Source organism: Streptomyces sp. NPDC107521 (assembly GCF_055598485.1).
This window is the reverse complement of sequence record NZ_JBVKAT010000018.1, coordinates 79,992-106,989: the sequence shown is the minus strand read 5'-3', so window position 1 is coordinate 106,989 and position 26,998 is coordinate 79,992. Positions and strand designations below refer to the sequence as shown.

At 75.5% G+C, this 26,998-nt stretch carries 23 protein-coding genes and 1 pseudogene; 13 read left to right on the top strand and 11 right to left on the bottom strand.

Annotation, left to right across the window (positions count from 1 at the left end; genetic code table 11):
• Nucleotides 1–255: 255 nt before the first annotated feature.
• Nucleotides 256–1,248, top strand: coding sequence for a porphobilinogen synthase (gene hemB / locus ACZ7LB_RS24530; RefSeq protein WP_471471183.1), 993 nt, complete (start codon nt 256–258; stop codon nt 1,246–1,248).
• Nucleotides 1,249–1,300: 52 nt separating this feature from the next.
• Here hemB and ACZ7LB_RS24525 read toward each other — a convergent pair whose 3' ends face one another.
• Nucleotides 1,301–2,095: a DUF4232 domain-containing protein gene (locus ACZ7LB_RS24525; RefSeq protein WP_471471181.1), complete on the bottom strand. Its 795-nt coding sequence runs from the start codon at nt 2,093–2,095 to the stop codon at nt 1,301–1,303.
• A 177-nt stretch (nt 2,096–2,272) separates the two neighbouring features.
• On the opposite strand from ACZ7LB_RS24525, the pseudogene ACZ7LB_RS24520 reads away from it, so the two are divergent.
• From ACZ7LB_RS24520 to ACZ7LB_RS24505, 4 genes and pseudogenes are all read left to right on the top strand, one after another.
• Nucleotides 2,273–2,497 (top strand): annotated as a pseudogene (locus tag ACZ7LB_RS24520) (helix-turn-helix domain-containing protein); the annotation flags it as partial.
• 795 nt (nt 2,498–3,292) lie between these two features.
• On the top strand, nt 3,293–4,507 hold the full coding sequence (locus ACZ7LB_RS24515) for a helix-turn-helix domain-containing protein (protein ID WP_471471271.1): 1,215 nt from the start codon (nt 3,293–3,295) through the stop codon (nt 4,505–4,507).
• Between the two features lie 208 nt (nt 4,508–4,715).
• On the top strand, nt 4,716–5,618 hold the full coding sequence (locus ACZ7LB_RS24510) for an SAM-dependent methyltransferase (protein WP_471471179.1): 903 nt from the start codon (nt 4,716–4,718) through the stop codon (nt 5,616–5,618).
• A 269-nt stretch (nt 5,619–5,887) separates the two neighbouring features.
• Nucleotides 5,888–7,102: an aminotransferase-like domain-containing protein gene (locus ACZ7LB_RS24505; RefSeq protein WP_471471177.1), complete on the top strand. Its 1,215-nt coding sequence runs from the start codon at nt 5,888–5,890 to the stop codon at nt 7,100–7,102.
• 232 nt (nt 7,103–7,334) lie between these two features.
• Here the strand turns inward: ACZ7LB_RS24505 and argS are convergent, their stop codons facing one another.
• A complete protein-coding gene (gene argS / locus ACZ7LB_RS24500; RefSeq protein WP_471471175.1) occupies nt 7,335–9,101 on the bottom strand; it encodes an arginine--tRNA ligase in 1,767 nt (588 codons plus the stop codon).
• A gap of 153 nt (nt 9,102–9,254) precedes the next feature.
• Between argS and lysS the strand changes: the two genes are divergently transcribed.
• Nucleotides 9,255–10,997, top strand: coding sequence for a lysine--tRNA ligase (gene lysS / locus ACZ7LB_RS24495; RefSeq protein WP_471471173.1), 1,743 nt, complete (start codon nt 9,255–9,257; stop codon nt 10,995–10,997).
• An 87-nt stretch (nt 10,998–11,084) separates the two neighbouring features.
• Here lysS and ACZ7LB_RS24490 read toward each other — a convergent pair whose 3' ends face one another.
• The 3 genes from ACZ7LB_RS24490 to ACZ7LB_RS24480 form a co-directional block, all read right to left on the bottom strand.
• Nucleotides 11,085–12,542 carry a DUF2637 domain-containing protein gene (locus ACZ7LB_RS24490; RefSeq protein WP_471471171.1) on the bottom strand — a complete coding sequence of 486 codons (1,458 nt, stop codon included), beginning with the start codon at nt 12,540–12,542 and terminating at the stop codon, nt 11,085–11,087.
• A gap of 89 nt (nt 12,543–12,631) precedes the next feature.
• Entirely contained in the window at nt 12,632–13,441 is an 810-nt protein-coding gene (locus tag ACZ7LB_RS24485) for a DUF3558 family protein (RefSeq protein ID WP_471471169.1), read from the bottom strand.
• 105 nt (nt 13,442–13,546) lie between these two features.
• Nucleotides 13,547–14,374: a DUF3558 domain-containing protein gene (locus ACZ7LB_RS24480; RefSeq protein WP_471471167.1), complete on the bottom strand. Its 828-nt coding sequence runs from the start codon at nt 14,372–14,374 to the stop codon at nt 13,547–13,549.
• A gap of 204 nt (nt 14,375–14,578) precedes the next feature.
• Between ACZ7LB_RS24480 and ACZ7LB_RS24475 the strand changes: the two genes are divergently transcribed.
• A complete protein-coding gene (locus ACZ7LB_RS24475; protein WP_471471166.1) occupies nt 14,579–15,772 on the top strand; it encodes an RtcB family protein in 1,194 nt (397 codons plus the stop codon).
• A 61-nt stretch (nt 15,773–15,833) separates the two neighbouring features.
• Here the strand turns inward: ACZ7LB_RS24475 and ACZ7LB_RS24470 are convergent, their stop codons facing one another.
• The 6 genes from ACZ7LB_RS24470 to ACZ7LB_RS24445 form a co-directional block, all read right to left on the bottom strand.
• A complete protein-coding gene (locus ACZ7LB_RS24470) occupies nt 15,834–16,610 on the bottom strand; it encodes an SDR family NAD(P)-dependent oxidoreductase (RefSeq protein WP_471471164.1) in 777 nt (258 codons plus the stop codon).
• 185 nt (nt 16,611–16,795) lie between these two features.
• A complete protein-coding gene (locus tag ACZ7LB_RS24465) occupies nt 16,796–18,202 on the bottom strand; it encodes a HAMP domain-containing sensor histidine kinase (protein ID WP_471471269.1) in 1,407 nt (468 codons plus the stop codon).
• Between the two features lie 105 nt (nt 18,203–18,307).
• Nucleotides 18,308–19,060 (bottom strand): response regulator transcription factor, encoded by a 753-nt coding sequence (locus ACZ7LB_RS24460; protein ID WP_471471162.1) that lies wholly within the window; start codon nt 19,058–19,060, stop codon nt 18,308–18,310.
• A 120-nt stretch (nt 19,061–19,180) separates the two neighbouring features.
• Nucleotides 19,181–19,828 (bottom strand): CE1759 family FMN reductase, encoded by a 648-nt coding sequence (locus ACZ7LB_RS24455; RefSeq protein WP_471471160.1) that lies wholly within the window; start codon nt 19,826–19,828, stop codon nt 19,181–19,183.
• Nucleotides 19,825–20,916: an LLM class flavin-dependent oxidoreductase gene (locus ACZ7LB_RS24450; protein WP_471471159.1), complete on the bottom strand. Its 1,092-nt coding sequence runs from the start codon at nt 20,914–20,916 to the stop codon at nt 19,825–19,827. The genes ACZ7LB_RS24455 and ACZ7LB_RS24450 overlap by 4 nt, the downstream gene beginning before the upstream one ends.
• A 351-nt stretch (nt 20,917–21,267) precedes the next feature.
• Nucleotides 21,268–21,720 carry a MarR family winged helix-turn-helix transcriptional regulator gene (locus tag ACZ7LB_RS24445; protein WP_471471267.1) on the bottom strand — a complete coding sequence of 151 codons (453 nt, stop codon included), beginning with the start codon at nt 21,718–21,720 and terminating at the stop codon, nt 21,268–21,270.
• Between the two features lie 256 nt (nt 21,721–21,976).
• Here ACZ7LB_RS24445 and ACZ7LB_RS24440 point away from each other — a divergent pair, with 256 nt between their 5' ends.
• The 6 genes from ACZ7LB_RS24440 to ACZ7LB_RS24415 all read left to right on the top strand — a co-directional run bounded on the left by ACZ7LB_RS24440 (nt 21,977) and on the right by ACZ7LB_RS24415 (nt 26,969).
• Nucleotides 21,977–22,576 (top strand): DUF4396 domain-containing protein, encoded by a 600-nt coding sequence (locus tag ACZ7LB_RS24440; protein ID WP_471471157.1) that lies wholly within the window; start codon nt 21,977–21,979, stop codon nt 22,574–22,576.
• 405 nt (nt 22,577–22,981) lie between these two features.
• Nucleotides 22,982–23,461 carry a fluoride efflux transporter CrcB gene (gene crcB / locus ACZ7LB_RS24435; RefSeq protein ID WP_471471154.1) on the top strand — a complete coding sequence of 160 codons (480 nt, stop codon included), beginning with the start codon at nt 22,982–22,984 and terminating at the stop codon, nt 23,459–23,461.
• Complete coding sequence (locus ACZ7LB_RS24430; protein ID WP_471471151.1) at nt 23,458–23,805, top strand: DUF190 domain-containing protein; 348 nt, start codon at nt 23,458–23,460, stop codon at nt 23,803–23,805. The genes crcB (ACZ7LB_RS24435) and ACZ7LB_RS24430 overlap by 4 nt, the downstream gene beginning before the upstream one ends.
• The gene (gene crcB / locus ACZ7LB_RS24425) at nt 23,802–24,176 is read left to right on the top strand and encodes a fluoride efflux transporter CrcB (protein WP_471471150.1); all 375 of its coding nucleotides are present in this window, start codon (nt 23,802–23,804) and stop codon (nt 24,174–24,176) included. Before ACZ7LB_RS24430 ends, crcB (ACZ7LB_RS24425) begins: the two co-directional genes overlap by 4 nt.
• A gap of 428 nt (nt 24,177–24,604) precedes the next feature.
• Nucleotides 24,605–24,844 (top strand): hypothetical protein, encoded by a 240-nt coding sequence (locus tag ACZ7LB_RS24420; RefSeq protein ID WP_471471148.1) that lies wholly within the window; start codon nt 24,605–24,607, stop codon nt 24,842–24,844.
• A gap of 91 nt (nt 24,845–24,935) precedes the next feature.
• Nucleotides 24,936–26,969, top strand: a complete 2,034-nt coding sequence (locus ACZ7LB_RS24415) for a flotillin family protein (protein WP_471471147.1) — start codon at nt 24,936–24,938, stop codon at nt 26,967–26,969.
• Nucleotides 26,970–26,998: the final 29 nt, after the last annotated feature.

The window sequence follows — 26,998 nt, the reverse complement described above, 5'->3', positions numbered from 1 at the left end:
GGGGCGCGCGGGCCCCGGGGCCGGGGGGCTGCGGGGCCCGGGGCCCGGGGAGGGCGCGGGGCCCCTGCCGGGAGGGTGCGCGGGCCCCGCCGGGAGGGGGTGCGGGGCCCGCCCGGAGGCGCGCGGGGCACCGGGCCGGAGGGCCTGGGTGCGGGCGTGCCGGGGCGGGCCGTGCCGGGGCGGGAGGGGTGCGCGCGGACGGGTCCGACCGGGCGTCGGCAAAGGCAGGGGAGGGCCGGGCGTAGCGTAGGCGGTATGACGACGTACGGATCCTTTCCCGGCACCCGGCCCCGGCGGCTGAGGACCACTCCCGCCATGCGTCGGATGGTCGCCGAGACCCGGCTGCACCCCGCAGACCTCATCCTCCCGGCGTTCGTCCGCGAGGGCGTGAGCGAACCGGTGCCGATCGCGGCGATGCCCGGTGTGGTGCAGCACACCCGGGACTCCCTGAAGAAGGCCGCCGCCGAGGCGGTCGCCGCGGGCATCTCCGGGATCATGCTGTTCGGCGTGCCCGAGGAGTCGAGGAAGGACGCCCTCGGCACGGTCGGCACCGACCCGGACGGCATCCTCCAGGTGGCCCTGCGCGACGTGCGGGCCGAGGTCGGGGACGAGCTGCTCGTCATGTCCGACCTCTGCCTCGACGAGTTCACCGACCATGGCCACTGCGGGGTGCTCGACGACGAGGGGCGCGTGGACAACGACGCCACCCTGGAACGCTACGCCGAGATGGCGCAGGTGCAGGCCGACGCGGGCGCCCACGTGGTCGGGCCCAGCGGGATGATGGACGGCCAGATCGGGGTCGTCCGCGACGCCCTCGACCAGATCGGGCGCGAGGACGTCGCCGTCCTCGCCTACACCGCGAAGTACGCCTCCGCCTTCTTCGGGCCCTTCCGCGAGGCGGTCGGCTCCTCCCTCACCGGCGACCGCCGGACCTACCAGCAGGACCCCGCCAACACCCGGGAGTCGATGCGGGAGCTGGCGCTCGACCTGGAGGAGGGCGCCGACATGGTGATGGTCAAGCCGGCCGGGCCCTACCTGGACATCCTGGCCAGGGTCGCCGAGGCGGTGGACGTGCCCGTCGCCGCCTACCAGGTGTCCGGCGAGTACGCGATGATCGAGGCCGCCGCCGAGAGGGGCTGGATCGACCGCGAGCAGGCCGTCCTGGAGTCGCTCACCGGCATCAAGCGGGCCGGTGCGCGCAACATCCTGACCTACTGGGCGACCGAAGCCGCCCGCATGCTCCGCTGAGCGGCCGGTGCCGCGGGGCGGCGTGCCGCCCCGCGCAGGCGCCGGGTCCCCTTCAGTACTCCAGCGCCGAGTCCAGGCCGGGCTGCCAGTAGGTGACGGCGAGGGCGTCGTCGACGTGGACGCCGCCGCCGGGCAGGGTGACCCGGGCCGCGGAGCCGTCGTCGAACGGCACCGTCAGGGTGGTCACCCGGTGGCCGTTGGCGGCGGAGCCGTCCCCGGAGGAGAGCCGGACGCCGGCGTAGCCGGACCGGCCGGGGTCGAGCACCCTGACCGCCCGCGCCTGGCTCTCCTGCACGACCGGCGGAACGGCCTGGGCCCCGCCGAACCGGGCCTCGGGGTGCGGCGGGAGCATGCAGGACGCGCCGCCGGTGCCGGTCGCCGTCAGCAGCAGGTGGTTGACCGGCCGGGAGACCACCGTGGCGGTGATCCGGACGGTGGCGGCGGAGCAGTCGGCGGGCAGACCGGTGCCGGTGGCCGTGCCGTGCTCCCCGTCGCGCCGTCCGTCGCTCCGGCCGCCGCCCCTGCCGTCCTCGCCGACGCCGGAGCCGGTGGCGGAGCCCCCGGCCGTCCCGGAGCCGCCGGTGCCCGGGGCGGCGGAGCCGTGGGCGCCGGCGGCGGCCGGTCCCGTCCCGCCGCCGTCCGCCGGGGCGGAGGGGGAGGCGGAGGCCCCGGTGCCGGTTTCCGCGTGGGCCGGGGGCGCCGCCGTCGGGTCGTTCGCCGCGACCGTCGCGGAGGGGGCGTCCCCGGCACGGGTGTCCGGTCCCTTCTCACAGGCCGTCAGGGCGAGTGCGGCCAGCGCGGCCGTGGCGGCGGCGAGCAGGCGGGTGCGGGTGGTGCGTGCGGACATGGCGGAGCCCCGTTTCCGAAGGTGACCTGGTGCGCCGCTCGACCGTTGACCGGGAGCGGCTGCTTGGATGGCTCCAGCGTGCCGCCGGATCCGTCCCGGCCGCCGGCGGCACCGCGAGATGCGGGACAATGGGACGCCGGGAACGGCTCTGACCTGGGGAAACGGCATCCCTCTGGGATGCCTCACGGGGACGCGGGAGAGGGAGAGACGGTGGCGGGGGACGAGTTCGCGGAACTGCTGGGGGAGCTGAAGGAGCGCTCCGGGCTCAGCTACGGGGCCCTGGGCAAGCGGCTGCACATGAGCGCCTCGACGCTGCACCGGTACGTCAAGGGGGAGGTCGTCCCCACCGAGTTCGCCCCGGCCGAACGCCTCGCCCGTCTGTGCCGGGCCACCCCGGACGAGGTCCTGGAGCTCCACCGCCGCTGGCTGCGCGCGGACGCCCTGCGCGGGATCAGGCCCCGGCCGGCGACACCGGGCGGCCCTACGGGGGAGAAGGGCGCGGCCCCGGCGGAGGGCCGGCGGGCCGGCCCGGCGACCCCCTCTGCTCCGGCACCCCCGGCCTCGACGCCGTTGGCTCCGACGCCCCAGGGTGCGGAGCCCCCGCCTCCGGCGGCTGCGATGCTCCCGGCGGGTGCCCCGGGCACCGGCGCGGGCGCGACGGCGGAGCCGGGCCGGGCACCGGCGGCGAACGCCACGGGAGCGGCGGACGGTACGGGGGCGGGACGTACGGGGGAGGGGGACCGCACGGCGGAGCCCGCGCACCCGGGGGAGGCGGCCCCGGCGTACGGGGCGTCGTCCCCTGCTCCGGGGCAGGCCCGGGGGAGCGCGCCGGATTCGGCTTCGGAGGCGGCCCGAGGGGGCACGCCGCGCCCGGCTCCCGAACCGGTCCCGGGGAACACGCCGCCGCCCGCTCCGGAAGCGGCCCGAAGGGACGCCGGACGCCCGGCTCCGGAAGCGGCCGGAGAGGGCGCGGAGTCCCCGGCGTCACCGGCGGCTCCCGCGTCACCGGCGGCTCCGGTGTCCCCGGCCGCCCCGGCGGCTCCGGCCGTTCCGGCGACCCCGCCCAGCGCGCCGCGCTCGGCCTCCGCGCCCCCCGCCTCCGCACCCTCACCCACCTCCCCTTCGCCCGCGCCCGCACCGCCCGCGCCCACCGGTGCCCCGGCCCCCGGCCCCCACGTCCCGACCGGGGCCGACGCGGTGTCCCCGGCCCCGGGCACCCCCGCCGCCGACGGTTCCGGAGCGGTCCCCGGCGCCGCCGTCGACGGTTCCGGGGCGGTCTCCGCCTCCGCCTCCGCCTCCGCCGCCGCCTCCTCCGCACCGCTCCCGGCGGCCGACGTCCCGCCCGTGCCCCGGGGCGCCTCCGCGCCCCCGGCGGACGCCGGGGCCGGCGCCGTACGCCTGCCCCCGGGCGCCCCCGCCCCCGACGTCACCCCGGACGCCCCGCACGCCGCCCGGGCCCGGGGCCGCCGCCGGGGTCCCCGGGCCGCCGCCTACGCCGCCGGGGGAGTCGTCGCCGTGGCCGCCGCCGTGGCGCTGGTGGTGAACCTGGTGTCGGGCAGCGGCACCCCGGGCGGGTCCGGCGAGGTGGCCGGGGCCGCCTCCGCGCGGGAGTCGGCGGTGCCGTCCACCGCCGGGGAGCACCGGACCGGGTCCGGCCGCACCACGCCGTCCTCCGCCCCGCCCGCGCCCTCCCCGCCGCCGGACCGGGGGACCGGCACCGGGTCGCCGTCCGCGTCCGGGGCCGCGGGGGAGCGGGGACCGGCCGCCCCGCCCGGCGGTGCCCCCTCGGCCTCCGCCTCCGCCGCGCGCGGACCGCTCCTCGGCGTCTCCACCACCCCCTTCGCCTGGGACTCCCCCTGCGACCAGTCCTTCCTGATCGACCGCAGCCCGCGGAACGTTCCGCCGCCGCCCGCCCAGCAGGACGCGGTCGGCTGGGCCGCGGCCCTCGGCGCGGTGGCCGCCGACAGCCAGATGGTCGTCCTCACGGTGCAGGGCACCGGCGCGGACACCGTGGTGCTCGGCGGACTGCACGCGCGGGTGGTCAGCAGCGGGCCGCCGCTGGACTGGCGGCAGTACGCGATGGGCAGCGGCTGCGGCGGCGGGGTCGGCACGACCTCCTTCGACGTCTCCCTCGACCTGGGCAACCCGCCGGTGAAGCCCATCGGCGGCCAGCGCGACTTCCCCTACAAGGTCAGCGAGTCCGACCCCGAGGTGTTCCGGGTCACCGCGCACACCAGTGGCCACGACGTCCGCTGGTACCTGGAGCTGGACTGGTCCAGCGGCACCCGCCGGGGCACCCTGCGCGTCGACGACCACGGCCGCCCCTTCCGCACCAGCGCCTCGCGCACCCCGGCCTACTACGGCTATCCGCTCGGCGCGGACTCCTCCTGGCAGTGGTCCTCCGGCACCTGACCCGGCGCCCGACCCTGTACCTGACCCGGCGCCCGGTCCGGCTCCCCGCGGTACTCACCCGCCCGCCCCGGACACGCCCCCCGCCCGTCCGGCGCCCCGGCCGCGCCGGACGGCCACCGCTCGCCGGGGGATGCCGGGAAAGCGTCAAGTCCCTTGGGAAGCTAGGTTGTTGGTGACGCCCCACCACCCCCCTCGGTCAGGAGACGCCATGCCCGGTGACGCCCTCAGCCACGACCCCGCCGAGCTGCGGAGGAGGATCGACAGCGGCAGGGCGCACCCCGCGCGCGTCTACGACGTCTTCCTCGGCGGCAAGGACCACTACCCCGCCGACCTCGACGCGGCCGCCGCCGCGCTCGCCGCCAACCCCCGCGGCTACCTCGACGTCCGGCACAACCGGGACTTCCTGCGCCGCGCCGTGACCGCGCTCGCGCGGGAGGAGGGCATCGGGCAGTTCCTCGACATCGGCACCGGACTGCCCACCGCCGAGAACGTCCACCAGATCGCCCAGCGCATCCGCCCCGACTCCCGCGTGGTCTACGTCGACAACGACCCGGTGGTCCTCGCCCACGCCCGCGCCCTGCTCACCAGCGGCCCCGAGGGACGCACCGACTACGTCGACGCCGACCTCGCCGACCCGGCCCGCATCCTCGAACAGGCAGCCCGGACCCTGGACTTCGGCCGGCCGATCGCCCTGTGCCTGGTCGCGGTGCTGCACTTCGTCGAGGACGGGCGGGCCTACCCGATCGTCCGCGAGCTGGTCGACGCGCTGCCGCCGGGCAGCCGGGTGGTCCTCAGCCACCTCACCGAGGACCTCAACCCGGAGAACGTCCGCGCCGTCCAGCGGACGTACACGGAGCGGGGGTTCACCTTCGTCCTGCGCACCCGCGCGGAGGTGGGGCGCTTCTTCACGGAGAACGGGCTGGCCGTGGCGGAGCCGGGGGTCGTCCCCGTCCACCACTGGCGCCCCGACCACGCCGCCCCGGTGCCCGAGCGGCCGGGGAGGGCGTACCTGGCGAAGCTGGAGGAGATCGAGAAGGTCCGCTACCGGGGCATCGACGACGCGACGGACGCCGACATCAACGTCTACGGCGCGCTGGCCGCGAAGAACTGACCCTTCCGGCACGGCAGGGGCATCGGCAGGGGCAGGGGTACGGGAACGGGCACCGGAGCACAGCGGCGGAGGCGGGCACCGCCCAGGCACCGGCGTGGGACACGGGCACTGGCCCCCGTCCCCCGCCCGTCCCCGGACCGCCCGCCGGGCCCCACCCCCCTCCCGTAGCCCCACCGCCTTCGGCGGCCGCGGCCGCCCCCGGCCCGCCCGGCGTCCGCATCCCGAAACGGGCGCGTGTACACGGCATCCTTCTCTCTAGGCTGCGGCCCATGACCGTGATCCCGGACGCCTCCGCCTCCGCCGCCCCCCTGCCCCCGCTCGCCGCGCGCGCCCGCTCCGTCGGGGGGTCGCCGGTCCGGGACATCCTCGCGGTCACCGCCCGTCCCGAGGTGATCAACTTCGCGGGCGGGCTGCCCGCCCCCGAGCTGTTCGACACCGAGGGGATAGCCGCTGCCTACCGGGCCGTCCTCGACGGGCAGCCGGAGCGGGCGCTGCAGTACTCCACCACCGAGGGCGAACCGGTGCTGCGCGCCGCGCTCGCCGACCGCACCACCGCCCGGGGCCTGCCCACCGGCCCCGACGACATCCTCGTCACCACCGGTTCGCAGCAGGCCCTGTCGCTGCTGGCCACCGCCCTGCTGGAGCCCGGCGACACCGTCCTCGTCGAGGACCCCTGCTACCTGGCCGCCCTCCAGGCGTTCGGCCTCGCCGGGGCCCGCGTCGTCGCGGTGCCCGGGGACGCGGACGGCGTGGACCCGGAGGCGCTGGCGGAGCTGGTGGTGCGCGAGCGGCCCAAGCTGCTCTACACCGTGCCCACCTTCCAGAACCCGACCGGCCGCACCGTGCCCGCCGGGCGCCGGGCCGCCGTGGCCGGTGTCGCCGCCCGCCACGGGCTCTGGATCATCGAGGACGACCCCTACGGCGAACTGCGCTTCGAGGGCGCCCGGGTGCCCTGGCTCGCCGCCCAGGACGGCGCGCGGGACCGGACCGTGCTGCTCGGCTCCTTCTCCAAGGTCATGGCCCCCGGCCTGCGGCTCGGCTGGCTGCGCGCGCCCGCCGGGCTGCGCCGGGCCTGCGCGGTCGCCAAGCAGGCCGCCGACCTGCACACGCCCACCGTCAACCAGCTCGCCGCCGCCCGCTATCTCGCCGACAGCGATCTGGACGCCCATGTGGCCCGGGTCGCCGCCGCCTACGGGGCCCGCCGGGACGCCATGCTCGCGGGACTCCCCGGAGCCCTCCCCGAGGGCTCCGCCTGGACCCGGCCCGAGGGCGGCATGTTCCTCTGGGTCCGGCTGCCCGACGGATACGACACCACCGCCCTGCTGCCCGGGGTGGTCCGGCACGACGTGGCGTACGTCCCCGGCGCCCCCTTCCACGCGGGCGAGCCCGACCGGGCCACCCTGCGGCTGTGCTACGTCACCCAGACGCCGGAGGAGATCGCGGAGGGGCTGCGGCGGCTCGGTGCGGGCCTGCGCGCCGCCTGACCCCGCCGACGCACCCACCGCCCGCGCCCGCCCCGGCACCCCGCGCCCGTTCCGCGCCCGCCCCGCACCCCGGTCGCCCGCCCGGTGGTCACCCGGGCCGCCCCGGTGCGGCCTCCGCACGCGCCGCGGCCCGCCCCTCCCCTCGGGGGAAGGACGGGCCGCGTGGTGCTCCCGGGGACTGCGCCGGGGCCGGGCCCCCGCCGGGCCGCCGGACCGGTGCGCGCCGGGTCGGTCAGAGCCGCTCGGGCGTCCTGATGCCCAGCAGGCCCATGCCCCGGTGCAGGGTGCGGGCGGTCAGGTCGACCAGGAACAGCCGGTTCTCCGTCTGCTCCGGGGTGTCGGCCTTCAGCACGCTGCACTGGTCGTAGAAGGTCGTCAGCAGCGAGGCGAGCTGGTAGAGGTACGCCGCCAGCTTGTGCGGCTCGTAGGACGCCGCCACCTCCAGCACCGTCTCCCCGAACTGGTCCAGGTGCAGTCCCAGCGCGCGCTCCGCCGGGGCCAGCGCCAGCTCCGGGCGGGGCAGCGGGCGGGCCTCGCCGGACTTGCGCAGGATCGACTGGACCCGGGCGTAGGCGTACTGGAGGTAGACGGAGGTGTCGCCGTTGAGCGAGACCATCTGGTCCAGGTCGAACTTGTAGTCCCGCACGGCGGAGGTCGACAGGTCGGCGTACTTCACGGCGCCGATGCCCACGTGGCGGCCGTTCTCCACGATCTCCGTCTCGGACAGGCCCACCTTCCCGGCCTTGTCCCGCACCACGGCCGTGGCCCGCTGCACCGCCTCGTCGAGGAGGTCCTCCAGCTTGACGCTCACGCCCTCGCGGGTCTTGAAGGGCTTGCCGTCCTTGCCGAGGATCGTGCCGAACGCGAGCTGGTGCGCGGTCACCCCCTCGCCGAGCCAGCCGGCCCGGCGGGCGGTCTCGAAGACCATCCGGAAGTGCAGCGACTGCCGCGCGTCCACCACGTAGAGCAGGGTGTCCGCCTTCAGCCCGAAGACCCGGTCGCGGATGGCGGACAGGTCCGTGGCCGCGTAGCCGTAGCCGCCGTCGGACTTCTGCACGATCAGCGGGACCGGCTTGCCGTCCGGGCCCTTGATGTCGTCGAAGAAGACGCACAGCGCGCCCTCCGAGCGCACCGCGACGCCCGACTCCTCCAGCAGCCGGCAGGTCTCCGCCAGCATGTCGTTGTACCCGGACTCGCCGACGATGTCGGGGTCGCGGACCTCCATGTCCAGCTTCTCGAAGACGGAGAAGAAGTAGATCTTCGACTCGTCGACGAACCTCTGCCAGGCGGCCAGCGTCGCCGGGTCGCCCGCCTGGAGGTCCACCACCCGGCGCCGGGCCCGGGTCTTGAACTCCTCGTCGGAGTCGAACAGCTTCCGCGCCGCCTTGTAGAGGCGGTCCAGGTTGGACATCGCCTCCTCGCCGGAGACCGAGCCGGAGTGGTCCAGCTCGCCCGGGTGCTCGTCCAGGTACTGGATGAGCATGCCGAACTGGGTGCCCCAGTCGCCGATGTGGTGGCGCCGCACCACGCTCTCGCCGGTGAACTCCAGGAGCTGCACCAGGGAGTCGCCGATCACCGCGGACCGCAGGTGGCCGACGTGCATCTCCTTCGCCACGTTCGGCTGGGCGTAGTCGATGACCGTGGTGCCGGGGCGCGCGGCGTACGGGACGCCGAGGCGGCCGGTGTCGTCCGCGTACCGCTCGGCCAGGTTCGCGGTGATCGCCCGGTCCGCGATGGTCAGGTTGAGGAAGCCGGGGCCGGAGACCTCGGCCCGCTCGATCACCTCGCCGGTGGTGAGGCGGCCGACGACCTCGGCGGCCAGCTCCCGCGGGTTGGCCCCGGCCTTCTTGGCCAGCGCCAGGATGCCGTTGGCCTGGTAGTCCGCCCGGTCGCTTCGTCGCAGCAGCGGGTCCGCGCCGGCCGCCTCCGGCCTGGTGGCCGTCAGGGCGGACGCGAGCTGCTGCTGGACGGAGTCGCTGAGGGACGTGACCGAGGCCATGGAGGGGTGCCGTTCTGCTCGGGTTCGGGGGAGTACCTACGAGAGCCGAGTATCCCACGCGGGGAAAAGCGGTTTTCGCGGATGCGGCCCGGGCTGGGAGAATGGAGCGGCCGGCCGTGCGACCGTACCGGCCGACCGAGCAGAAAGAAGGACGTGCCGATCGTGGCTCAGAGCACAGAGACCACCGACTGGGTCTCCCGTTTCGCGGACGAGGTCATCTCCGAGTCGGAGCGCCGTGCCCCGGGCAAACCTGTGGTCGTCGCGTCCGGACTCTCCCCGTCCGGCCCCATCCACCTGGGCAACCTGCGCGAGGTCATGACCCCGCACCTCGTCGCCGACGAGATCCGCCGCCGCGGCCACACGGTCCGGCACCTGATCTCCTGGGACGACTACGACCGCTACCGCAAGGTGCCGGGCGGGGTGGAGGGCGTCGACGCCTCCTGGGCCGAGCACATCGGCAAGCCGCTGACCTCGGTGCCCGCCCCCGAGGGCTCCCCCCACGCCAACTGGGCCGAGCACTTCAGGGCGGCCATGGTCGGCGCGCTCGCGGAGCTGGGCGTCGAGTTCGACGGGATCAGCCAGACCGCCCAGTACACCTCGGGCGTCTACCGCGAGCAGATCCTGCACGCCATGCGGCACCGCGCCGACATCGACGCGGTGCTCGCCCAGTACCGGACCAAGCCGAAGGCGGCCGGGAAGAAGGGCCAGAAGCCCGTCGACGAGGCCGAGCTGGAGGCCGCCGAGGGCTCCGGCGCCGCCGCCGAGGACGACGGCAGCTCCGGCTCCGCCGGGTACTTCCCGTACAAGCCGTTCTGCGGCAACTGCGGCAAGGACCTCACCACGGTCACCTCCTACGACGACGACTCCACGGAGCTGACCTACGCCTGCGGCGAGTGCGGCTTCTCCGAGACGGTGCGGCTCAGCGAGTTCAACCGGGGCAAGCTGGTCTGGAAGGTCGACTGGCCCATGCGCTGGGCGTACGAGGGCGTGGTCTTCGAGCCCAGCGGTGTCGACCACTCCTCGCCCGGCTCGTCCTTCCAGGTCGGCGGGCAGATCGTCGGCATCTTCGGCGGCGAGCGGCCCATCGGCCCGATGTACGCCTTCGTGGGCATCAGCGGCATGGCCAAGATGTCCTCCTCCAAGGGCGGGGTGCCCACCCCGGCGGACGCGCTGGAGATCATGGAGCCCCAGCTCCTGCGCTGGCTCTACGCCCGCCGCCGGCCCAACCAGTCCTTCAAGATCGCCTTCGACCAGGAGATCCAGCGGCTCTACGACGAGTGGGACCGCCTCGACGCCAAGGTCGCGGACGGCAGCGCGCTGCCCGCCGACGTCGCGGCCCACTCCCGGGCCGTGCGCACCGCCGCCGCCGAGCTGCCCCGCACGCCCCGGCCGCTGCCGTACCGGACGCTGGCCTCCGTCGCGGACATCACCGCGGGCAACGAGAAGCAGGCGGAGCGCATCCTCGGCGAGCTGGACCCGGCGCACCCGCTGGCCTCCCTCGACGAGGCGCGCCCCCGGTACGACAGGGCGGAGGCGTGGATCAACACCCATGTCCCCGCCGACCAGCGCACCGTCGTCCGGGAGGCGCCGGACGCGGAGCTGCTGGGCTCCCTCGACGAGGAGGGCCGCGAGTCGGTGCGGCTGCTGCTCGACGGGCTCGCGGACCACTGGTCGCTGGACGGGCTGACCCACCTCGTCTACGGCGTGCCCAAGGTCCGGGCCGGGTTCTCCGCCGACGCCACGCCCAAGGAGCTGCCGCCGGAGATCAAGACCGCCCAGCGGACCTTCTTCGCGCTGCTCTACCACCTGCTGGTCGGCCGTGACACCGGCCCGCGGCTGCCCACGCTGCTGCTGGCGGTGGGCCAGGAGCGGGTGCGCACGCTGCTCGGGGAGTAGCGGCCGCGGGAGCGGACGAGGAGGGCGCCCGGCGGCCGTGCCGGGCGCCCTCCTCGTCGTTCCGCGGTCCCGTCGCACGGGGCGCGGTCACGCGATGTGCTCGTCCTCCAGCTCCGCCGTGTGGCGGTTGGTGAAGCGGCTCACCAGGCGCTTGGCCTCCGGGTCGGGCAGGGTCCGGCCGTAGGTGGCCGCCACGTTGTCGCCGAACTCGCGGGGCGTGGGATAGCTGCCGTTGATGGACTGCTTGAACACCTGGTAGTAGGCGTCCTCGTCCGGCTCCGCCGCCGGGGTGCCGCCGCCCCCGCCCAGCTCGCGGGTGCGGTGCGGGCCCACCGGGATGGGGAAGCTGCCGGTCTCCTCCATGGAGGGCTCGGGGTCCGGCTCCTGGAGCGGCGGCTCCTCCTCGTACTGGTCGCGGTACTGGTCGGCCTGCTCCTGTTCCGCGTACCACTGGGCGTACTGCTCGGCCGGGTCGTACGTGGGGTCGTAGCCGCCCTGGTAGGCGACCTGGCGCGGGGACTTGAACCAGGGGCTCTGCTCGGGGGAGGGCTCCGGCGCCGGGTCCGGCCCGTCCTGCCGCGCGGAGGGCCCGCCGGGGCGCTCGCCGTGCTCGCCCCGACCGTCCCGCCCGTCCGGCTCCGCGCCGCCGTCCGGTCCGGCCGGCGCGTCCTGCCCGTCCCGGGCGGTCCGCCCGGGCGCGGCCTCCGCCGCGGGGCGGACGGCGGCGCCGCCGTCGCCCAGTTCCCTGCGCTGCGCGGCCGGGGACGCCGCCCCGGCCGCGGGGGCGCCCGCGGTGACGGCGGCGGGCTCCTGGGCGGCTCCGGGGCGTGCCGGGGCCGGGGGCAGCAGCGCCGGTTCGATGCCGGCCGCCGCCAGGCCCGCGGGGGCGGTCTCCGCGAGGGCGACGCCGTAGCGGGCCAGCCGCAGCGGCATCAGCGACTCGACCGGGGCCTTGCGGCGCCAGGCCCGGCCGAAGCGGGAGCGCAGCCGGGCCTGGTAGACCAGCCGCTCCTGCTCCAGCTTGATGACCTGGTCGTAGGAGCGCAGCTCCCACAGCTTCATCCGCCGCCACAGCAGGAACGTCGGCACCGGGGACAGCAGCCAGCGGGTCAGCCGGACGCCCTCCATGTGCTTGTCGGCGGTGATGTCGGCGATGCGGCCGATGGCGTGCCGGGCCGCCTCGACGGAGACCACGAACAGCACCGGGATCACCGCGTGCATCCCCACGCCCAGCGGGTCCGGCCAGGCCGCCGCGCCGTTGAAGGCGATGGTCGCCGCCGTCAGCAGCCACGCCGTCTGGCGCAGCAGCGGGAACGGGATGCGTATCCAGGTCAGCAGCAGGTCCAGGGCGAGCAGGACGCAGATGCCCGCGTCGATGCCGATCGGGAAGACGTAACTGAAGTCCCCGAAGCCCTTCTTGACGGCCAGCTCGCGGACCGCGGCGTAGGAGCCCGCGAAGCCGATCCCGGCGATCACGACGGCACCGAAGACGACCATGCCGATGAGGATGCGATGCGTCCGTGTCAGCTCAAGTGGCCCGGCCACCCGTACTCCCCTCCCTGTGCCTGTTGTTGCGCGCAACAGAGTGGCACATGTGTGCGGGGAACGGGTGGCCGGTGCGCCTCCCGGACCCGTCAGCCCTGTACGGCGGCGGCCCGGGACGGCGACGGGGAGGCCGGGGCGGACGGCGAACCGGTGCCCGAGGGGGCGCCCGTGCCGGGCCCGGCGTTGGCCTTCGCCACCGCCGCCACGGCCTCCTTGGCGGCCTTGCGCGCGGCCGCCGCCAGCTTCCCGGCGTCCGGGGCGCCGTCACCGGCCAGGCCCGCGCCGTTGTAGTCCAGGGTGACGACGACGTTCTCGATCCGGGCCACCACCGTCTGCTGCTTGAAGGCGCCCTCCTTCTTCGCCAGCTCGTAGCGGACCAGCGTCGCCTCGTCGCCCGTCTCCGCGACGGGTTCCGACTTCACGCCCTTGGCGCCCTGCGCCGCCTGCGCGTCGGCCACCTGCTTCCCGTAGTACTCGTGCGCCAGTTCGTCGCCGGGGCCGCGGGTGAGGTCGGAGTCGAAGCGCAGCAGCGACACGCTGAGCCAGCGGAACTGCGAGCCCTTCACCCCGTTGTCGTCGAGGCCGTCCCAGGAGCAGCTCCCGCGCGTCTCCGCGTCGCCGGAGGCGCCCTCCTTGCCCGAACCGGCGTCCGGGACCATGTCCTTCAGCGTCCCCTTCGCCAGCACCTTGCACGGCTCCGGCAGCGCGGCGTACGCGGCCTCGCGCACCGTGGGGGACGGGCTCGCGGACGGGGTGGCGGAGGGCTTGCCGGCGGAGCTGTCCTTGGAGCCGGAGTCCGACGAGCAGCCCGCGGCGGCGAGGATCACGGGGACGGCGACCGCCCCGACCAGGACGCGGGACAGACGCTCGGCTCGGGCACGGGGGGCTCGTCGCTGCATGGTTCCTTCACTTGGCGGTTGGGAACGGGTCCGAGGGGTCACCGTACGCGGTGGAAACGGCGCGCCGTCCCCCCGGCCGGGCCCCGCGGGCGGCCCCGGACGGCCTCAGCCGCGCAGCGAACCGGCGAGCTGGGAGGCGAGTTTCCGCGCCCTGTCCTGCATCTCCTCGCTGTCGGGCACGACCCCGGCCAGCGCGGGCTGCTCGGCGTACTCGATGGTCACGACGACGTTGGACGTGCGGAACGCCACAGTCACGGTGCGGCGTTCGGCGGTCGGGCCGGGGCCGCTCAGCTCGTCGTCGACGAACGCCTCGTCGCCCAGATCGTCCAGGAGCCTCGGCCGGGGCGCGGGGGAGGTGGTGGCGTCGGCGGAGGGGTCCCCGGTGGGGGCGGACGGGGAGCCGGAGGGGGAGGCGGTCGCGGAGGCGGTGGGGGAGGGCGTCCCGGTCGGGGAGGCCGGCGCCGACGCGGTCTGCGACGCGGACGGTTCCGGCAGGTCGGCCGCGGTCACCTGGCGGGCGAACAGCTCCTCCGCCTGGCTGTCGTCGCTGACCGCGTTGTCGTACGAGACCACGCGCTCGAAGTCCACGAAGAGGTGGTCGGTGGCCTCGGCGGAGTCGACCTTCCAGCGGCAGCCGACCTTGCGGTCCGTGTTGTAGGCGAGGGAGGGCTCGCCCGCGTACGCCTTCTGGCGCTGCGCCTCGTCCGCGATCTCCTGGATGCCGGGCAGCATCGCGTCGAGCGTCTTGCGGCCGACCGCGCGGCACGGCTCCGGCAGGGTGCGGTACCTGCCCGGCTGGGCGGCCTCCGTGGCGACGCCGTCGCCCCCCGGATGGGAGTCGTCCGTCGTGGCGCCGTCCCCCGTGCCGCCGGTGCAGCCGGCCAGCAGTGCCACCAGACAGGCGGCGGCGGGTACGTAGGCCTTCCGCTGCACGGTCGGGCTCCTCTCGACGGTGTGGACCGGGGCGGTCGCGCGCCGTCCCCGCCGGTTAATCGCTTGCCGCGGGAGGGCGTCCCCTGGAGACAATGTCTATCGCACGCGCTGCCGTGACCGCCGGTCGGCCGCCCCATTCGACGACCTGGCTCCGGTTTTTGCGCTTCATGACTTCTGCACTGTTTCCGGGGGAAAGAGACCGACATGTCGTATGTGGAGATACCGGGCGCGCGGGTCCCGATCCGGATGTGGACGGACCCGTCGACGGTGGAGGAGGGAGCCCTCCAGCAGCTCCGGAACGTGGCCACCCTGCCGTGGATCAAGGGCCTGGCGGTCATGCCGGACGTGCACTACGGCAAGGGCGCGACGGTCGGCTCGGTCATCGCCATGCGCGACGCGGTGTGCCCGGCCGCGGTGGGCGTCGACATCGGCTGCGGGATGTCCGCGGTGCGCACCTCCCTCACCGCCGACGACCTGCCCGGCGACCTGTCCCGCCTGCGCTCGTGCGTCGAGGCCGCCATCCCGGTGGGCCGCGCGATGCACGACGACCCGGTCGTTCCCGGCCGCTTCCACGGCCTGCCGACCGCGGGCTGGGACGACTTCTGGGGCCGGTTCGACGGGGTCGCGGAGGCGGTGCGGTTCCGCGCGGAGCGGGCCGCGCGGCAGATCGGGACGCTCGGCGGCGGCAACCACATGATCGAGCTCTGCCTCGACCAGTCCGGGGCGGTGTGGCTGATGCTGCACTCCGGCTCCCGCAACATCGGCAAGGAGCTGGCCGAGCACCACATCGGCGTCGCACAGGGTCTCCCGCACAACCAGGGCCTGGTCGACCGCGACCTGGCGGTCTTCGTGGCGGACACCCCGCAGATGGCGGCCTACCGCAACGACCTGTTCTGGGCGCAGGAGTACGCCCGGTACAACCGCACCCTCATGATGGCGCTCCTCAAGGACGTGGTCCGGCGGGAGTTCAGGAAGGCGAAGCCGGTCTTCGAGCCGGAGGTCTCCTGCCACCACAACTACGTGGCGGAGGAGCGGTACGGGGGGATGGACCTGCTGGTCACCCGCAAGGGCGCGATCCGCGCCGGTGCCGGGGAGTACGGCATCATCCCCGGCTCCATGGGCACCAGTTCCTACATCGTGAAGGGCCTCGGCAACGAGAAGGCGTTCAACTCGGCCTCGCACGGCGCGGGCCGGCGCATGAGCCGCAACGCGGCCAAGCGGCACTACACCGTGCGCGACCTGGAGGAGCAGACCAGGGGCGTGGAGTGCCGCAAGGACTCCGGGGTGCTGGACGAGATCCCGGGCGCCTACAAGAACATCGACCGGGTGATGGAGCAGCAGCGGGACCTCGTGGAGGTCGTCGCGAAGCTCAAGCAGTTCGTCTGCGTCAAGGGCTGACGCCCGCGGGGCGCGGTGCGCGCGGCGGCCCGGCCGGGGCCCGCCGGGCCGCCGCCCCCGCCTACGGCTCCCGGTGGACCTTGGTGTTGGACGCCTGGGCCCGGGGGCGGACGACCAGCAGGTCGATGTTGACGTGGGAGGGCCGGGTGACGGCCCAGGCGATGGTCTCGGCCACGTCGTCCGCGGTGAGGGGCTCGGCCACGCCCCGGTAGACCCGGGCGGCCTTCTCCTCGTCGCCGCCGAAGCGGGTCAGGGCGAACTCCTCGGTCCTGACCATGCCGGGCGCGATCTCGATCACGCGGACCGGTCGGCCGACGATCTCCAGCCGCAGGGTCTCCGCGAGCACGTGCTCGCCGTGCTTGGCGGCGACGTAGCCCGCGCCGCCCTCGTAGGTGCCGTGCCCGGCGGTGGAGGTGACGACGACCACCGTGCCGTCGCCGCTCGCCTCCAGGGCGGGCAGGAGCGCCTGGGTGAGGTTGAGGGTGCCGATGACGTTGGTCTCGTACATGCGGCGCCAGTCGGCCGGGTCGCCGGTGGCCACCGGGTCGGCGCCGAGCGCTCCGCCCGCGTTGTTGACGAGGACGCCGACGGTGCGGAAGGCGGTCGCGAACTCGTCGACCGCGGCCCGGTCGGTGACGTCCAGCGGATAGGCGGTCGCCTTGTGCCCGGCGGCCCGGATCTCCTCGGCCAGCGCCTCGACGCGGTCCTTGCGGCGGGCGGTGAGGACGACCCGGTACCCGGCCGCGGCCAGGTGCCGGGCCGTGGCGGCGCCGATGCCGCCGCTCGCCCCGGTGACGACGGCGATGCGGGAGGCGGCGGACGGTTCGGCGGGGGCCATGGGCTGCTCCTCGGATGACGGGACGACCGGTCGCCGCCCAGCGTAGGCGCCGGGGGACGGCGCGGTGCGGGCGGCCGTGTGCCGCGCGGTGCGGGGCCGTGGGGCGCCCGCACCGCGCGCCGGGGTGGCGCGGGGCCGGCGGCCGGGGAGGCGCGGGGCGGGCCCCGGCGGCCCCGGCGCCGCCGTCACCCGGCCGGGCCGGGGTCCTCCGGGAGCGGGCCGCCGGGACCCGTGGTGAAGCCGATCACCGAGCCGCCGCCCTCCCTGCGGTGGGCGAAGGGGCCGCCGCCGTGGGCGAGGGCGACCTCGCGGACGATGGACAGGCCGAGGCCCGAGCCCGGCCGGGAGCGGGCGTCGGCGGCCCGGTAGAAGCGGTCGAAGACGCGCGCCAGGTCGAGGTCGGTGATGCCGGGCCCGCGGTCGAGCACCTCCACCCGGACGGTGCCGGGCCGCGCGGGCCCGCTGACGACGACCTCGATGGGGGCGGTGCCCTCCGGGTCGAACTTCGCCGCGTTGTCGATCAGGTTGGACAGCGCCCGGGTCAGCATCCCGGGCCGCCCCTCGGCCCGTGTGGCGCCGCGGGCCCGGACGGTGACCTCGCGCCCGGTGCGCCGCCGTGCCGCGGTGGCCGCCTCGCGGGCGATCCCGGCGAGGTCGACCGGGGAGACCGGCTCGGTGTCGGACTGCCCGGCCGCCAGCTCGACCAGCTCGTTGACGAGGTCGGTCAGCTCGCGGGCCTCCTGGCCCAGGTCGGCGACGAGTTCCTCGCGGGCGGCGGGCGGCAGCTCGTCGATCCGGCGCAGCAGCGAGATGTTGGTCCGCAGCGAGGTCAGCGGGGTGCGCAGCTCGTGCCCCGCGTCCTGCACCAGGCGGCGCTGGTCCTCCTCGGACTGGGCGAGCCGGCCCAGCATGCGGTCGAAGGCGCGGCCCAGCCGGCCCACCTCGTCGTGGCCGGTGACGGGCACCTGGATGCCGAGCCGCCGGGTGCGGGCGACGGCCTCGGCGGCGGAGGCGAGGACGCTCAGCCGCCGGGTGATGCGCCGGGCGAGCCACCAGCCGACCAGACCGGCGGCGGTCACCACCGCCGCCATCAGCACCAGGGTCCGGCGCTGGAGCGCGAGCAGCAGGTCCTCGGTGTCGCTGAACTCCTGGGCGACCTGCACCGCGCCCCGCCCGCCGCCGAGGGCGACGGTCGCGACCCGGTAGATGTCGTGGCCGACGTCGACGTCCTGGTGCATCACCATCCGGCCCGCCTCCGGGGCGGCGGCGGTGCGCCGGTCGGCGGCGGTGACCGGCAGCCGGGGCCCCGAGGGGTCGAGGACGGTGCCGTCCGGGCCGAGGACCTGCACGTCCGTGCGGGCGGGGCGGACGATGTCGTGGCCGGGGGCGGAGGAGGAGAAGTCGTCCGGGGACATCCGCTGCTGGCGCACCTCGGCCCGCAGGTCCTGGACGACCTGGTCGAAGACGGACTCCTGGTCCACCCGGACCAGCCGGGCCGCCGCGTTGTAGGAGAGGACGCCGACGAGGACGGTGACCACGGCGGTGACCGTGGCGAAGGAGACGGCGAAGGTGGTCCGCAGCGACAGCAGCAGGGGCCGCCGCCCCCGGCCCGCCGGGCCCCGGCCGTCCGGGCGGCCGGGGGGAGGACCGGGCCGGGGGCCCGGCGGGGCGCCGGCCCGGCGCGCGGCGGCGCCCACTCAGCCCTCCCGCAGCACGTAGCCCACCCCGCGCACCGTCTGGATGAGCTGGGGGGCGTCGGGCTGGTCGAGCTTGCGGCGCAGATAGCCGACGTAGACGGCGAGGTTCTTGGAGCCGGGCCCGAAGTCGTAGCCCCAGATGCGGTCGTAGATGGTGGAGTGGTCGAGGACCACGCCCGCGTTGCGGACCAGGAGTTCCAGCAGCTCGAACTCGGTGCGGGTCAGCTCCAGCTCCCGTCCGCCGCGCCAGGCGCGCCGGGCCCGCGGGTCCATCCGCACCCCGGCCGCCTCGGGCAGCCGTCCGGCGCCCCCCTCCCGCCCGGCGTCCGGTCCGGGCGTCCGCGCGGGGGGCGCGGCCGGGGCGGCGGGGCCGGGCTCGGGCGGCGGGTCCGTGCGGCGCAGCAGGGCGCGCAGCCGGGCGAAGACCTCCTCGACGTCGAACGGCTTGACCACGTAGTCGTCGGCGCCCGCGTCCAGGCCGACGATGCGGTCGGCGGTCTCGACCAGCGCGGTCAGCATGAGGATCGGGGTGCGGTCGCCCTCGGCGCGCAGGGACCGGCAGACCTGGAGGCCGTCGACGCCGGGCATCATCACGTCCAGGACCAGGATGTCCGGCCGGGAGCGGTGGGCCTGGGCCAGCGCCTCCGCGCCGTCGGCGACCGCGGTGACCCGGTAGCCCTCCAGGGTCAGGGCACGCTCCAGGGCGTGCCGGATGGCGCGGTCGTCTTCGGCGAGCAGTACGGTCCGTGGCACCCGTCCAGTCTGCCAAGCCGCCGGGCGCGCGGCGGATCTTCTCACCGAGGTCTCACCCGCGGAGGGCCGGCGCCCGGACGGTTCCGGGCACCGGCCCCCTCGGCGGGCGCGGCCGGGACGTCACCCCGCGGGGCGCAGCGCCGCCAGCCGTTCCTCGAACGGCACCAGGCCGTCGGGGCGGCCGGCGGCCGGGGCAGCGGTGCCGGTGGTACCGGTGGTGCCTGCGGGCGCGGCGCCCGCCGTCCCGGACAGCCCGCGCATCAGCGCGGCGAGCTGCTCCCCGGCGCGGCCGATCCGGCCCTCCAGTCCCTCGGCGCCCCAGTCCTCGGAGGCGGCGTAGACCCCGGTGGGGACGACGACGGCCTTGAGGTGGGCGAAGAGCGGGCGCAGCGCGTGCTCCAGCACCAGGGAGTGGCGGGCGCTGCCGCCGGTCGCGGCGACCAGCACCGGCTTCCCGGCCAGGGCGTCGGGGTCGTCGCCGCCCAGGGCGTCGAAGAAGGACTTGAAGAGTCCGCTGTACGACGCCGAGAACACCGGGGTGACCACGATCAGCCCGTCGGCCCCGCGCACCGCGTCGAAGGCGGCGGACAGCCCCGCCCCGGGGAAACCGCTGGTGAAGGCGTGCGCGATGTCCACGGCGAGGTCGCGGACCTCGACGACCTCCACCCCGGCCGGGGCGTGCCCGGTGGTGGCGGCGGCCAGCCGGTCGGCGAGCAGCCGGGTGGAGGAGGGGACCGTCAGTCCGGCGGAGACGACGACGAGCCTCATGCGCGTACTCCTTCCTCGCGGGACCGGGCCAGCAGCGACGCGTGGGTCGGGGCGTCCGGCACCCGGGCCGGGCGGTTCCCGGCGAACTCCCGGCGCAGCACCGGCACGACTTCCTCGCCGAGCAGGTCGAGCTGTTCCAGGACGGTCTTCAGCGGCAGGCCGGCGTGGTCCATCAGGAAGAGCTGGCGCTGGTAGTCGCCGGCGTACTCGCGGAAGGACAGGGTCTTCTCGATCACCTGCTGCGGGGAGCCGACGGTGAGCGGGGTCTGCCGGGTGAACTCCTCCAGGGAGGGCCCGTGTCCGTAGACGGGGGCCACGTCGAAGTAGGGGCGGAACTCGCGCACCGCGTCCTGCGAGTTCCTCCGCATGAACACCTGGCCGCCGAGGCCCACGACGGCCTGCTCGGGGGTGCCGTGCCCGTAGTGGGCGTAGCGGTCGCGGTACAGCTCGACCATCCGCCTGGTGTGGTCGGCGGGCCAGAAGATGTTGTTGTGGAAGAAGCCGTCGCCGTAGTAGGCGGCCTGCTCCGCGATCTCGGGGGAGCGGATGGAGCCGTGCCAGACGAACGGCGGGACGCCGTCCAGCGGGCGGGGCGTGGAGGTGAAGCCCTGGAGCGGGGTGCGGAACTTGCCCTTCCAGGTCACCGTGTCCTCGCGCCAGAGGCGGTGCAGCAGGGCGTAGTTCTCGACCGCCAGGTCGATGCCCTCGCGGATGTCCTTGCCGAACCAGGGGTAGACCGGACCGGTGTTGCCGCGGCCCATCATCAGGTCCGTCCGGCCGTCGGCCAGGTGCTGGAGCATCGCGAAGTCCTCCGCGATCTTCACCGGGTCGTTGGTGGTGATCAGCGTGGTGGAGGTGGAGAGGATCAGCCGCTCGGTGCGGGCCGCGATGTAGCCGAGCATCGTGGTGGGGGAGGAGGGCACGAAGGGCGGGTTGTGGTGCTCGCCGGTGGCGAAGACGTCGAGCCCGACCTCCTCGGCCTTCTGGGCGATGGCGACCATGGCCTTGATGCGCTCGCGCTCGGTCGGCGTACGGCCCGTGGTCGGGTCGGCGGTGACGTCACCGACGGTGAAGATGCCGAACTGCATGGTCGCTCAACCTCCATTTTGTTGACGCTTCAACTATAACCGCTCAACGGTCGGGGGCGGGGGATTATTCCGGCGGAGCGGGGTCCGTTCCGGGGGTGTCGCGGAGGCGGCTTCCGGGGCCCGCAGGGGCCGGCGGGGCCGGGGGCGGGCGGCCCCCGCCGCGCGGGCTCCTCCGGGGCGGGCGCGGGTTCTTCCGGCCCGCCGTTCGCCTCGCCCGCCGCCCGCCGCCCGCCGCCCGCCGCCCGCCGCCAGTTCCGCCTCGCCACCCGCTCCGCCCCCTCGCCCGTCCCGCCCCGTCGCCCGTCCCGCCCCGTCGTGCCGCGGGGCTCCGTCGTGGGCCGCGGGGCTCCGTCACTGGTGCCAGGCCCGGCCGTGGGTGTTGCGGATGAAGCGCTGGAGGGTCTTCAGGGTGATCAGGTACTCCTCGTCGGAGATGCCCGCGTGGCGCTCCGCCCGGAGGTCGTCCTGGACGGCCTGCGCCTCGGCGTGGAAGGCGCGGCCCTCCGTCGTCAGGCGCAGCGTCCCCCCGGGGCCCTCGGCGACCCAGCCCCGCGCGACGGTCCCGTCGATCTCGGCGCGCACGGCCTCCGCCCCGGTGTCCAGGTAGCCCGCGAGGGTGCCGGTCACCTCGTCGCGGGTGCGGGGGCCGGGGGCCACCTGGGCGAGGATCCACCACTGGGGCTGGGTCGCCCCTATGCGGTCGAGTGCGGCGCGGGTGCGGGAGACGACCGCGTCGTAGGCCGCCCAACTCCAGTAGCCGATCGGCTGCCGCAGCAGGTCGGCGTCGTCGTGCGAGTACTCCATGACCGTCTCGGCCGCTGACTCCATGACTGGCTCCTCCGTGGGTCCCGGCCCGTGCGGCCGGAGTGGAAGGGAGCGTAGGAACTCGACTCGGCTTGAGGTCAAGGCCGCGCCCTCCGGGGCGGGGACCGGGCGGGGCGGGGGTCGGAGGGCGCGGCCGGAAGGAGGGGCCGGGCAGGGGTGCGAGAACGGGGCGGAAAAGGCTTGGCGCTATACCCCCTAGGGGTATACAGTCGTCGACGTGAAGGAGGCGACCACCATGGATCACGCTCACCAGGACCACACCGCCCACGGGGACCACCGCGCCCCCGAGGGCCACGGCGCCCACCCGGGCCCGCACGGCGGGGGACACCCGCACGAGCACCGGCACGGACCGCACGAGGGGCACCCCGGGCCCGGGGACGGCCGGGGGCACGGGCACGGCCCCGCCTCCTGGCGCATGGCCGCCCTGGCGACGCTGCACTGCCTGACCGGCTGCGCCGTCGGCGAGATCCTCGGCATGGTCATCGGCACCGCCCTGGCCTGGGGCAACGCGTCGACCATGGCGCTGGCGATCGTGCTGGCCTTCGTCTTCGGCTACTCGTTCACCCTGTTCTCGGTGCGCCGCGCCGGGCTCGGCCTGCGCCGCGCGGTCCGGATCGCGCTGGCCGCCGACACGGTCTCCATCGCCGTGATGGAGCTCGTGGACAACGGGATCATCGCCCTGGTACCGGACGCGATGGACGCGCACCTCTCGGACACCCTGTTCTGGACCAGCCTGCTCGGCGGACTGGTCATCGCCTTCGTGCTCACCACCCCGGTCAACAAGTGGATGATCGGCCGCGGCAAGGGCCACGCGGTGGTCCACGCCCACCACTGACCCCGGCCTCCGGCGGCCCCGCGTCGTCGGAGGCCGGAGGCCGGAGGCTCGGACCCGCGACCGCGGGCCTCCGGCACCCGTTCCGGCACCCGTTCCGGCGTCCTTCGCCCCAGTGCGCCGGCCCCGCACCCCGCTCCGTCCGGCCCCCGCCGGGACCGGGGCCCCGCCCCGCCGGGGAGCCCCGCCCGCCCCGGAACACCGCCCCGCCCCGGACCGCCGTCCGGCCGCGGGGCCGTCCGGCCGTCCGGGCCCCCGGGCGTTAGGCTGGAGACCTGCTGCGACGTCTCGCAGCGCGGCGGTGGGGCTCGCCGCACCCGAACCGCGGCACCGGCGCCGCCGACAGTCCCTACTTGCGATGACGAGCGCCCGCGTGCCCGGGCCCCGGCGAGTAGGAGACGTGCAGCCATGACAGCCCCCGGTTCCCGTACGGGCGAACCGACGGATCCCGGAACCGGCCCGCCCCCGCCCGCCCGGCGGGGTCCCGGCCGGGACCGGTTGCCGGTGGTGGCGGTGGTCGCCCTCGGCGGCGGCGCCGGGGCCGCCGCCCGCTACGCGGCCTCCCTGCTCTGGCCGGTCGCGGAGCACGGCTTCCCCTGGACCACCCTCGGCGTCAACGTCACCGGATGCGCCGTCATCGGCGTCTTCATGGTGGTCATCACCGACGTCTGGGCCGCCCACCGGCTGGTGCGGCCCTTCTTCGGCACCGGGGTGCTCGGCGGCTTCACCACCTTCTCCACCTACGCCGCGGACTTCCAGCGGCTGGTGGACGGGGGCGAGGCCCGCCGCGCGCTCGCGTACCTGGCGGCGACGCCGCTGCTGGCGCTCGCGGCCGTCTGGCTGGCGGTGACGGCGACGCGCCGCGTACTGGAGTGGAGGCGGACATGACCCGACTGACCGGCAGCGCCCTGCGGGTGACCGTCTTCATCGGCGAGGGCGACACCTGGCACCACCGGCCCCTGTACAGCGAGATCGTGCACCGCGCCCACCGGGCCGGGCTCGCGGGCGCCAGCGTCTTCCGGGGCGTCGAGGGGTTCGGCGCCTCCTCCCTCGTCCACACCGCCCGGCTGCTCTCGCTCAGCGAGGACCTGCCGGTGGCCGTCGTGATCGTCGACACCGAGGAGCGCGTCCGGGCCTTCCTGCCGGAGCTGGACGAGCTGGTCGGGGACGGCCTGGTGATCCTCGACGCGTGCGAGGTCGTCCGGTACGCGGGCGGACGGGGGGACGCGTGAACTGGCTCCTGGTGATCGCGGGCGGCATGGTGGGCGCGCCGCTGCGCTATCTCACCGACCGCGCCGTGCAGCGGCGGCACGACACCGTCTTCCCGTGGGGCACCCTCACCGTCAACGTGGCCGGCTGCCTCGTGCTCGGGCTGCTGTCGGGCGCGGTGGTGGCCGGCGCCGCCTCCTCGGACGTGCAGCTCCTGCTGGGCGCCGGGCTCTGCGGGGCGCTCACCACCTACTCGACCTTCTCCTACGAGACGCTGCGGCTGGCCGAGGAGGGGGCCGGGCTCTTCGCCGCCGTGAACGTCGCCGCCTGCGTCGCGGCCGGGGTGGGCGCGGTCTTCACCGGCGTCGCCGTCGCCGGGGCGCTCTGGGGGTGAGGGCCGCCGGGCCGTCCGCAGCGCGGCGCGGGCGGTCCGGCCACCGGTGCCGCCCCCGCCGGACCTCGGCGGACGCGCCCCGCCCGGCCCCCGCCGCCCCCGGGCCGGAGCCCCGCCGCCGCCCCGGGGCGAACCGCCCGCCCGCCGCCGGACCGGGCGCGCCGCCGGTCCCGCGACGCCGCCGCCCCCGGCGGACTTCGCGTCCGGAACGCCGTCCGACCGGTACCTGACAGGCACCGGCACCCAGGCACCCGCCAACGCTGCCGGGACCCGGCAATGCGCGCGGAGGCCCCCGTGATCCATGATGGGGACCACGGGGAGCACCACGGCAGGTCCCGGTGTCCGACACCGGTGGGCCGTCCGGCACCGTGTGCCGGGGAGCCGGTGGTGCGCCGGTCACACGTGCCGGGTACGGGAGGGGGCGCACGATGTCGGTCATCGGTCCGTTCGCCACGCCACCGCAGTTGCTGCTCCCGGACGAACCCGACGACTCCGTCGAGCCCGCCGGCCCCGCCGGTACCGCTCGCCACCCCCACACCTCGCGCGCCCACGGCGCCGCCCGGCCGTCCCGCGCCGCCCGCACCGTCCGCGCCCCGCGCGCGACCGGTGCCCGCGGTGCCCGGCGCCGCGGTGCCCGGGACCGCGCCGCCCGAAGCCGCGCCGCCTGACGCCGCGGCCCGCCCGGGCCGGTACCCGGGCACGGAGGGGCCTCACGGGGACGCCCCTCTTCAACCGCCTCACGCCACAAGGACGTTTGTCATGGAAGTCATCGGTGTGCTCGCCGCCGTCTGCTCGGTCGCCCTCGTCCTCCTCCTGCTCGCCGTCTCCCGCCTGTTCCGCAAGGTGGAGCAGGGCAAGGCGCTGATCGTCTCGAAGATGCGCAAGGTCGACGTCACCTTCACCGGCCAGGTCGTGCTCCCGGTGCTGCACAAGGCCGAGGTCATGGACATCTCGGTGAAGGTCATCGACATCACCCGGGCCGGGCGCGAGGGCCTGATCTGCCGGGACAACATCCGCGCGGACATCCGGATCTCGTTCTTCGTGAAGGTCAACAAGACCGTCGAGGACGTCGTCCGGGTCGCCCAGGCCGTCGGCACCGCCCGCGCCAGCGACCGCGACACCCTCCAGGAACTCTTCCACGCCAAGTTCTCCGAGGCGCTGAAGACCGTCGGCAAGCAGATGGACTTCACCGACCTCTACACCAAGCGCGACGAACTGCGGTACCGGATCATCGAGGTCATCGGCATCGACCTCAACGGCTACCACCTGGAGGACGCGGCGATCGACTACCTGGAGCAGACGCCGCTCAAGCAGCTCGACCCGGAGAACGTCCTCGACGCCCAGGGCATCCGGAAGATCACCGAACTCACCGCCGTGGAGCACGTGCGCACCAACGAGGCCCGGCGCACCGAGGAGAAGGAGATCACCCGCCAGGACGTGGACGCCCGCGAGGCCGTCCTGGAGCTGGAGCGCCGCCAGGCCGACGCCGAGATCAAGCAGAAGCGCGAGATCGACACCTCCCGCGCCCGCGAGGAGGCGGAGACCGCCCGTGTGATGGAGGAGGAGCGGCTCCGCGCCCAGGCCGCCTTCCTGCGCACCGAGGAGCAGCTCGGCGTGCAGCGCGAGAACCAGGCCCGCGAGGTCGCCGTCGCCGCGAAGAACCGCGAGCGGGTCATCGCCATCGAGAACGAGCGCATCGAGAAGGACCGGATGCTGGAGGTCATCGCCCGGGACCGGGAGACCCAGCTCACCCGCATAGCCGCCGAGAAGGAGGTCGAGGCCGAGCGCCGGGACATCGCCGAGGTGGTCCGCGAGCGCGTCGCCGTCGACCGCACCGTCGCCGAGCAGGAGGAGTCCATCAAGAAGCTGCGCGCCGTGGAGGAGGCCGAGCGGCAGCGCCAGACCCTGATCATCGCCGCCGAGGGGGAGGCCCAGGAGCGGCTGGTCAAGGACATCAAGGCCGCCGAGGCCGCCGAGCAGGCCGCCGCGCACCGCGCCGCCGAGGAACTCACCATGGCCGAGGCCCGGCTCAAGAGCGCCGACCTCGACGCCCGCGCCAAGCTCCGGATGGCCGAGGCGATCCAGGCGGAGGCCGCCGCCGAGGGGCTGGCCGCGGTCCAGGTCCGCGACAAGGAGGCCGAGGTCATCGGCAAGGCGGGCCGCGCCGAGGCCGAGGCGACCGAGGCCCGGATGCGCGCTGAGGCCGAGGGCGCCCGGGCGAAGGCCCAGGCCGAGGCCGAGGCCATCGGCGGCAAGCTGAAGGCGGAGGCCGCCGGACTCACCGAGAAGGCCGCGGCGATGGCCGCCCTGGACGACGCCTCCCGCACCCACGAGGAGTACCGGCTGCGCCTGGAGGCGGAGAAGGACATCCGGCTGGCCGGCCTCGACGTGCAGCGGCAGGTCGCGGAGGCGCAGGCCACCGTGCTCGCCACCGGGCTGGAGAACGCCGACATCGACATCGTCGGCGGCGACTCGGTCTTCTTCGACCGGCTGCTGTCGTCCATCTCGCTCGGCAAGAGCGTCGACGGCTTCATGCGGAACTCCGACACCGCCAAGGCCCTCGCCGGGCCCTGGCTGGACGGCTCGGCCAGTTTCACCGACGACCTGACCCGCGTCCTCGGCTCCTTCTCCACCGCCGACGTGCAGAACCTCACGGTGTCCGCGCTGCTGATGAAGCTGATGAAGTCGGGCGCCACCGACGCCGGACAGGTGCAGCGGCTGCTGGACAGGGCCGGCGAACTGGGCCTCGCCGACACCCCGTTGACCGCGCTCAACGGCGCGTCCCGGGTCTGATCGCCGCCGGGGGTGCCGCGCCGCCGCGC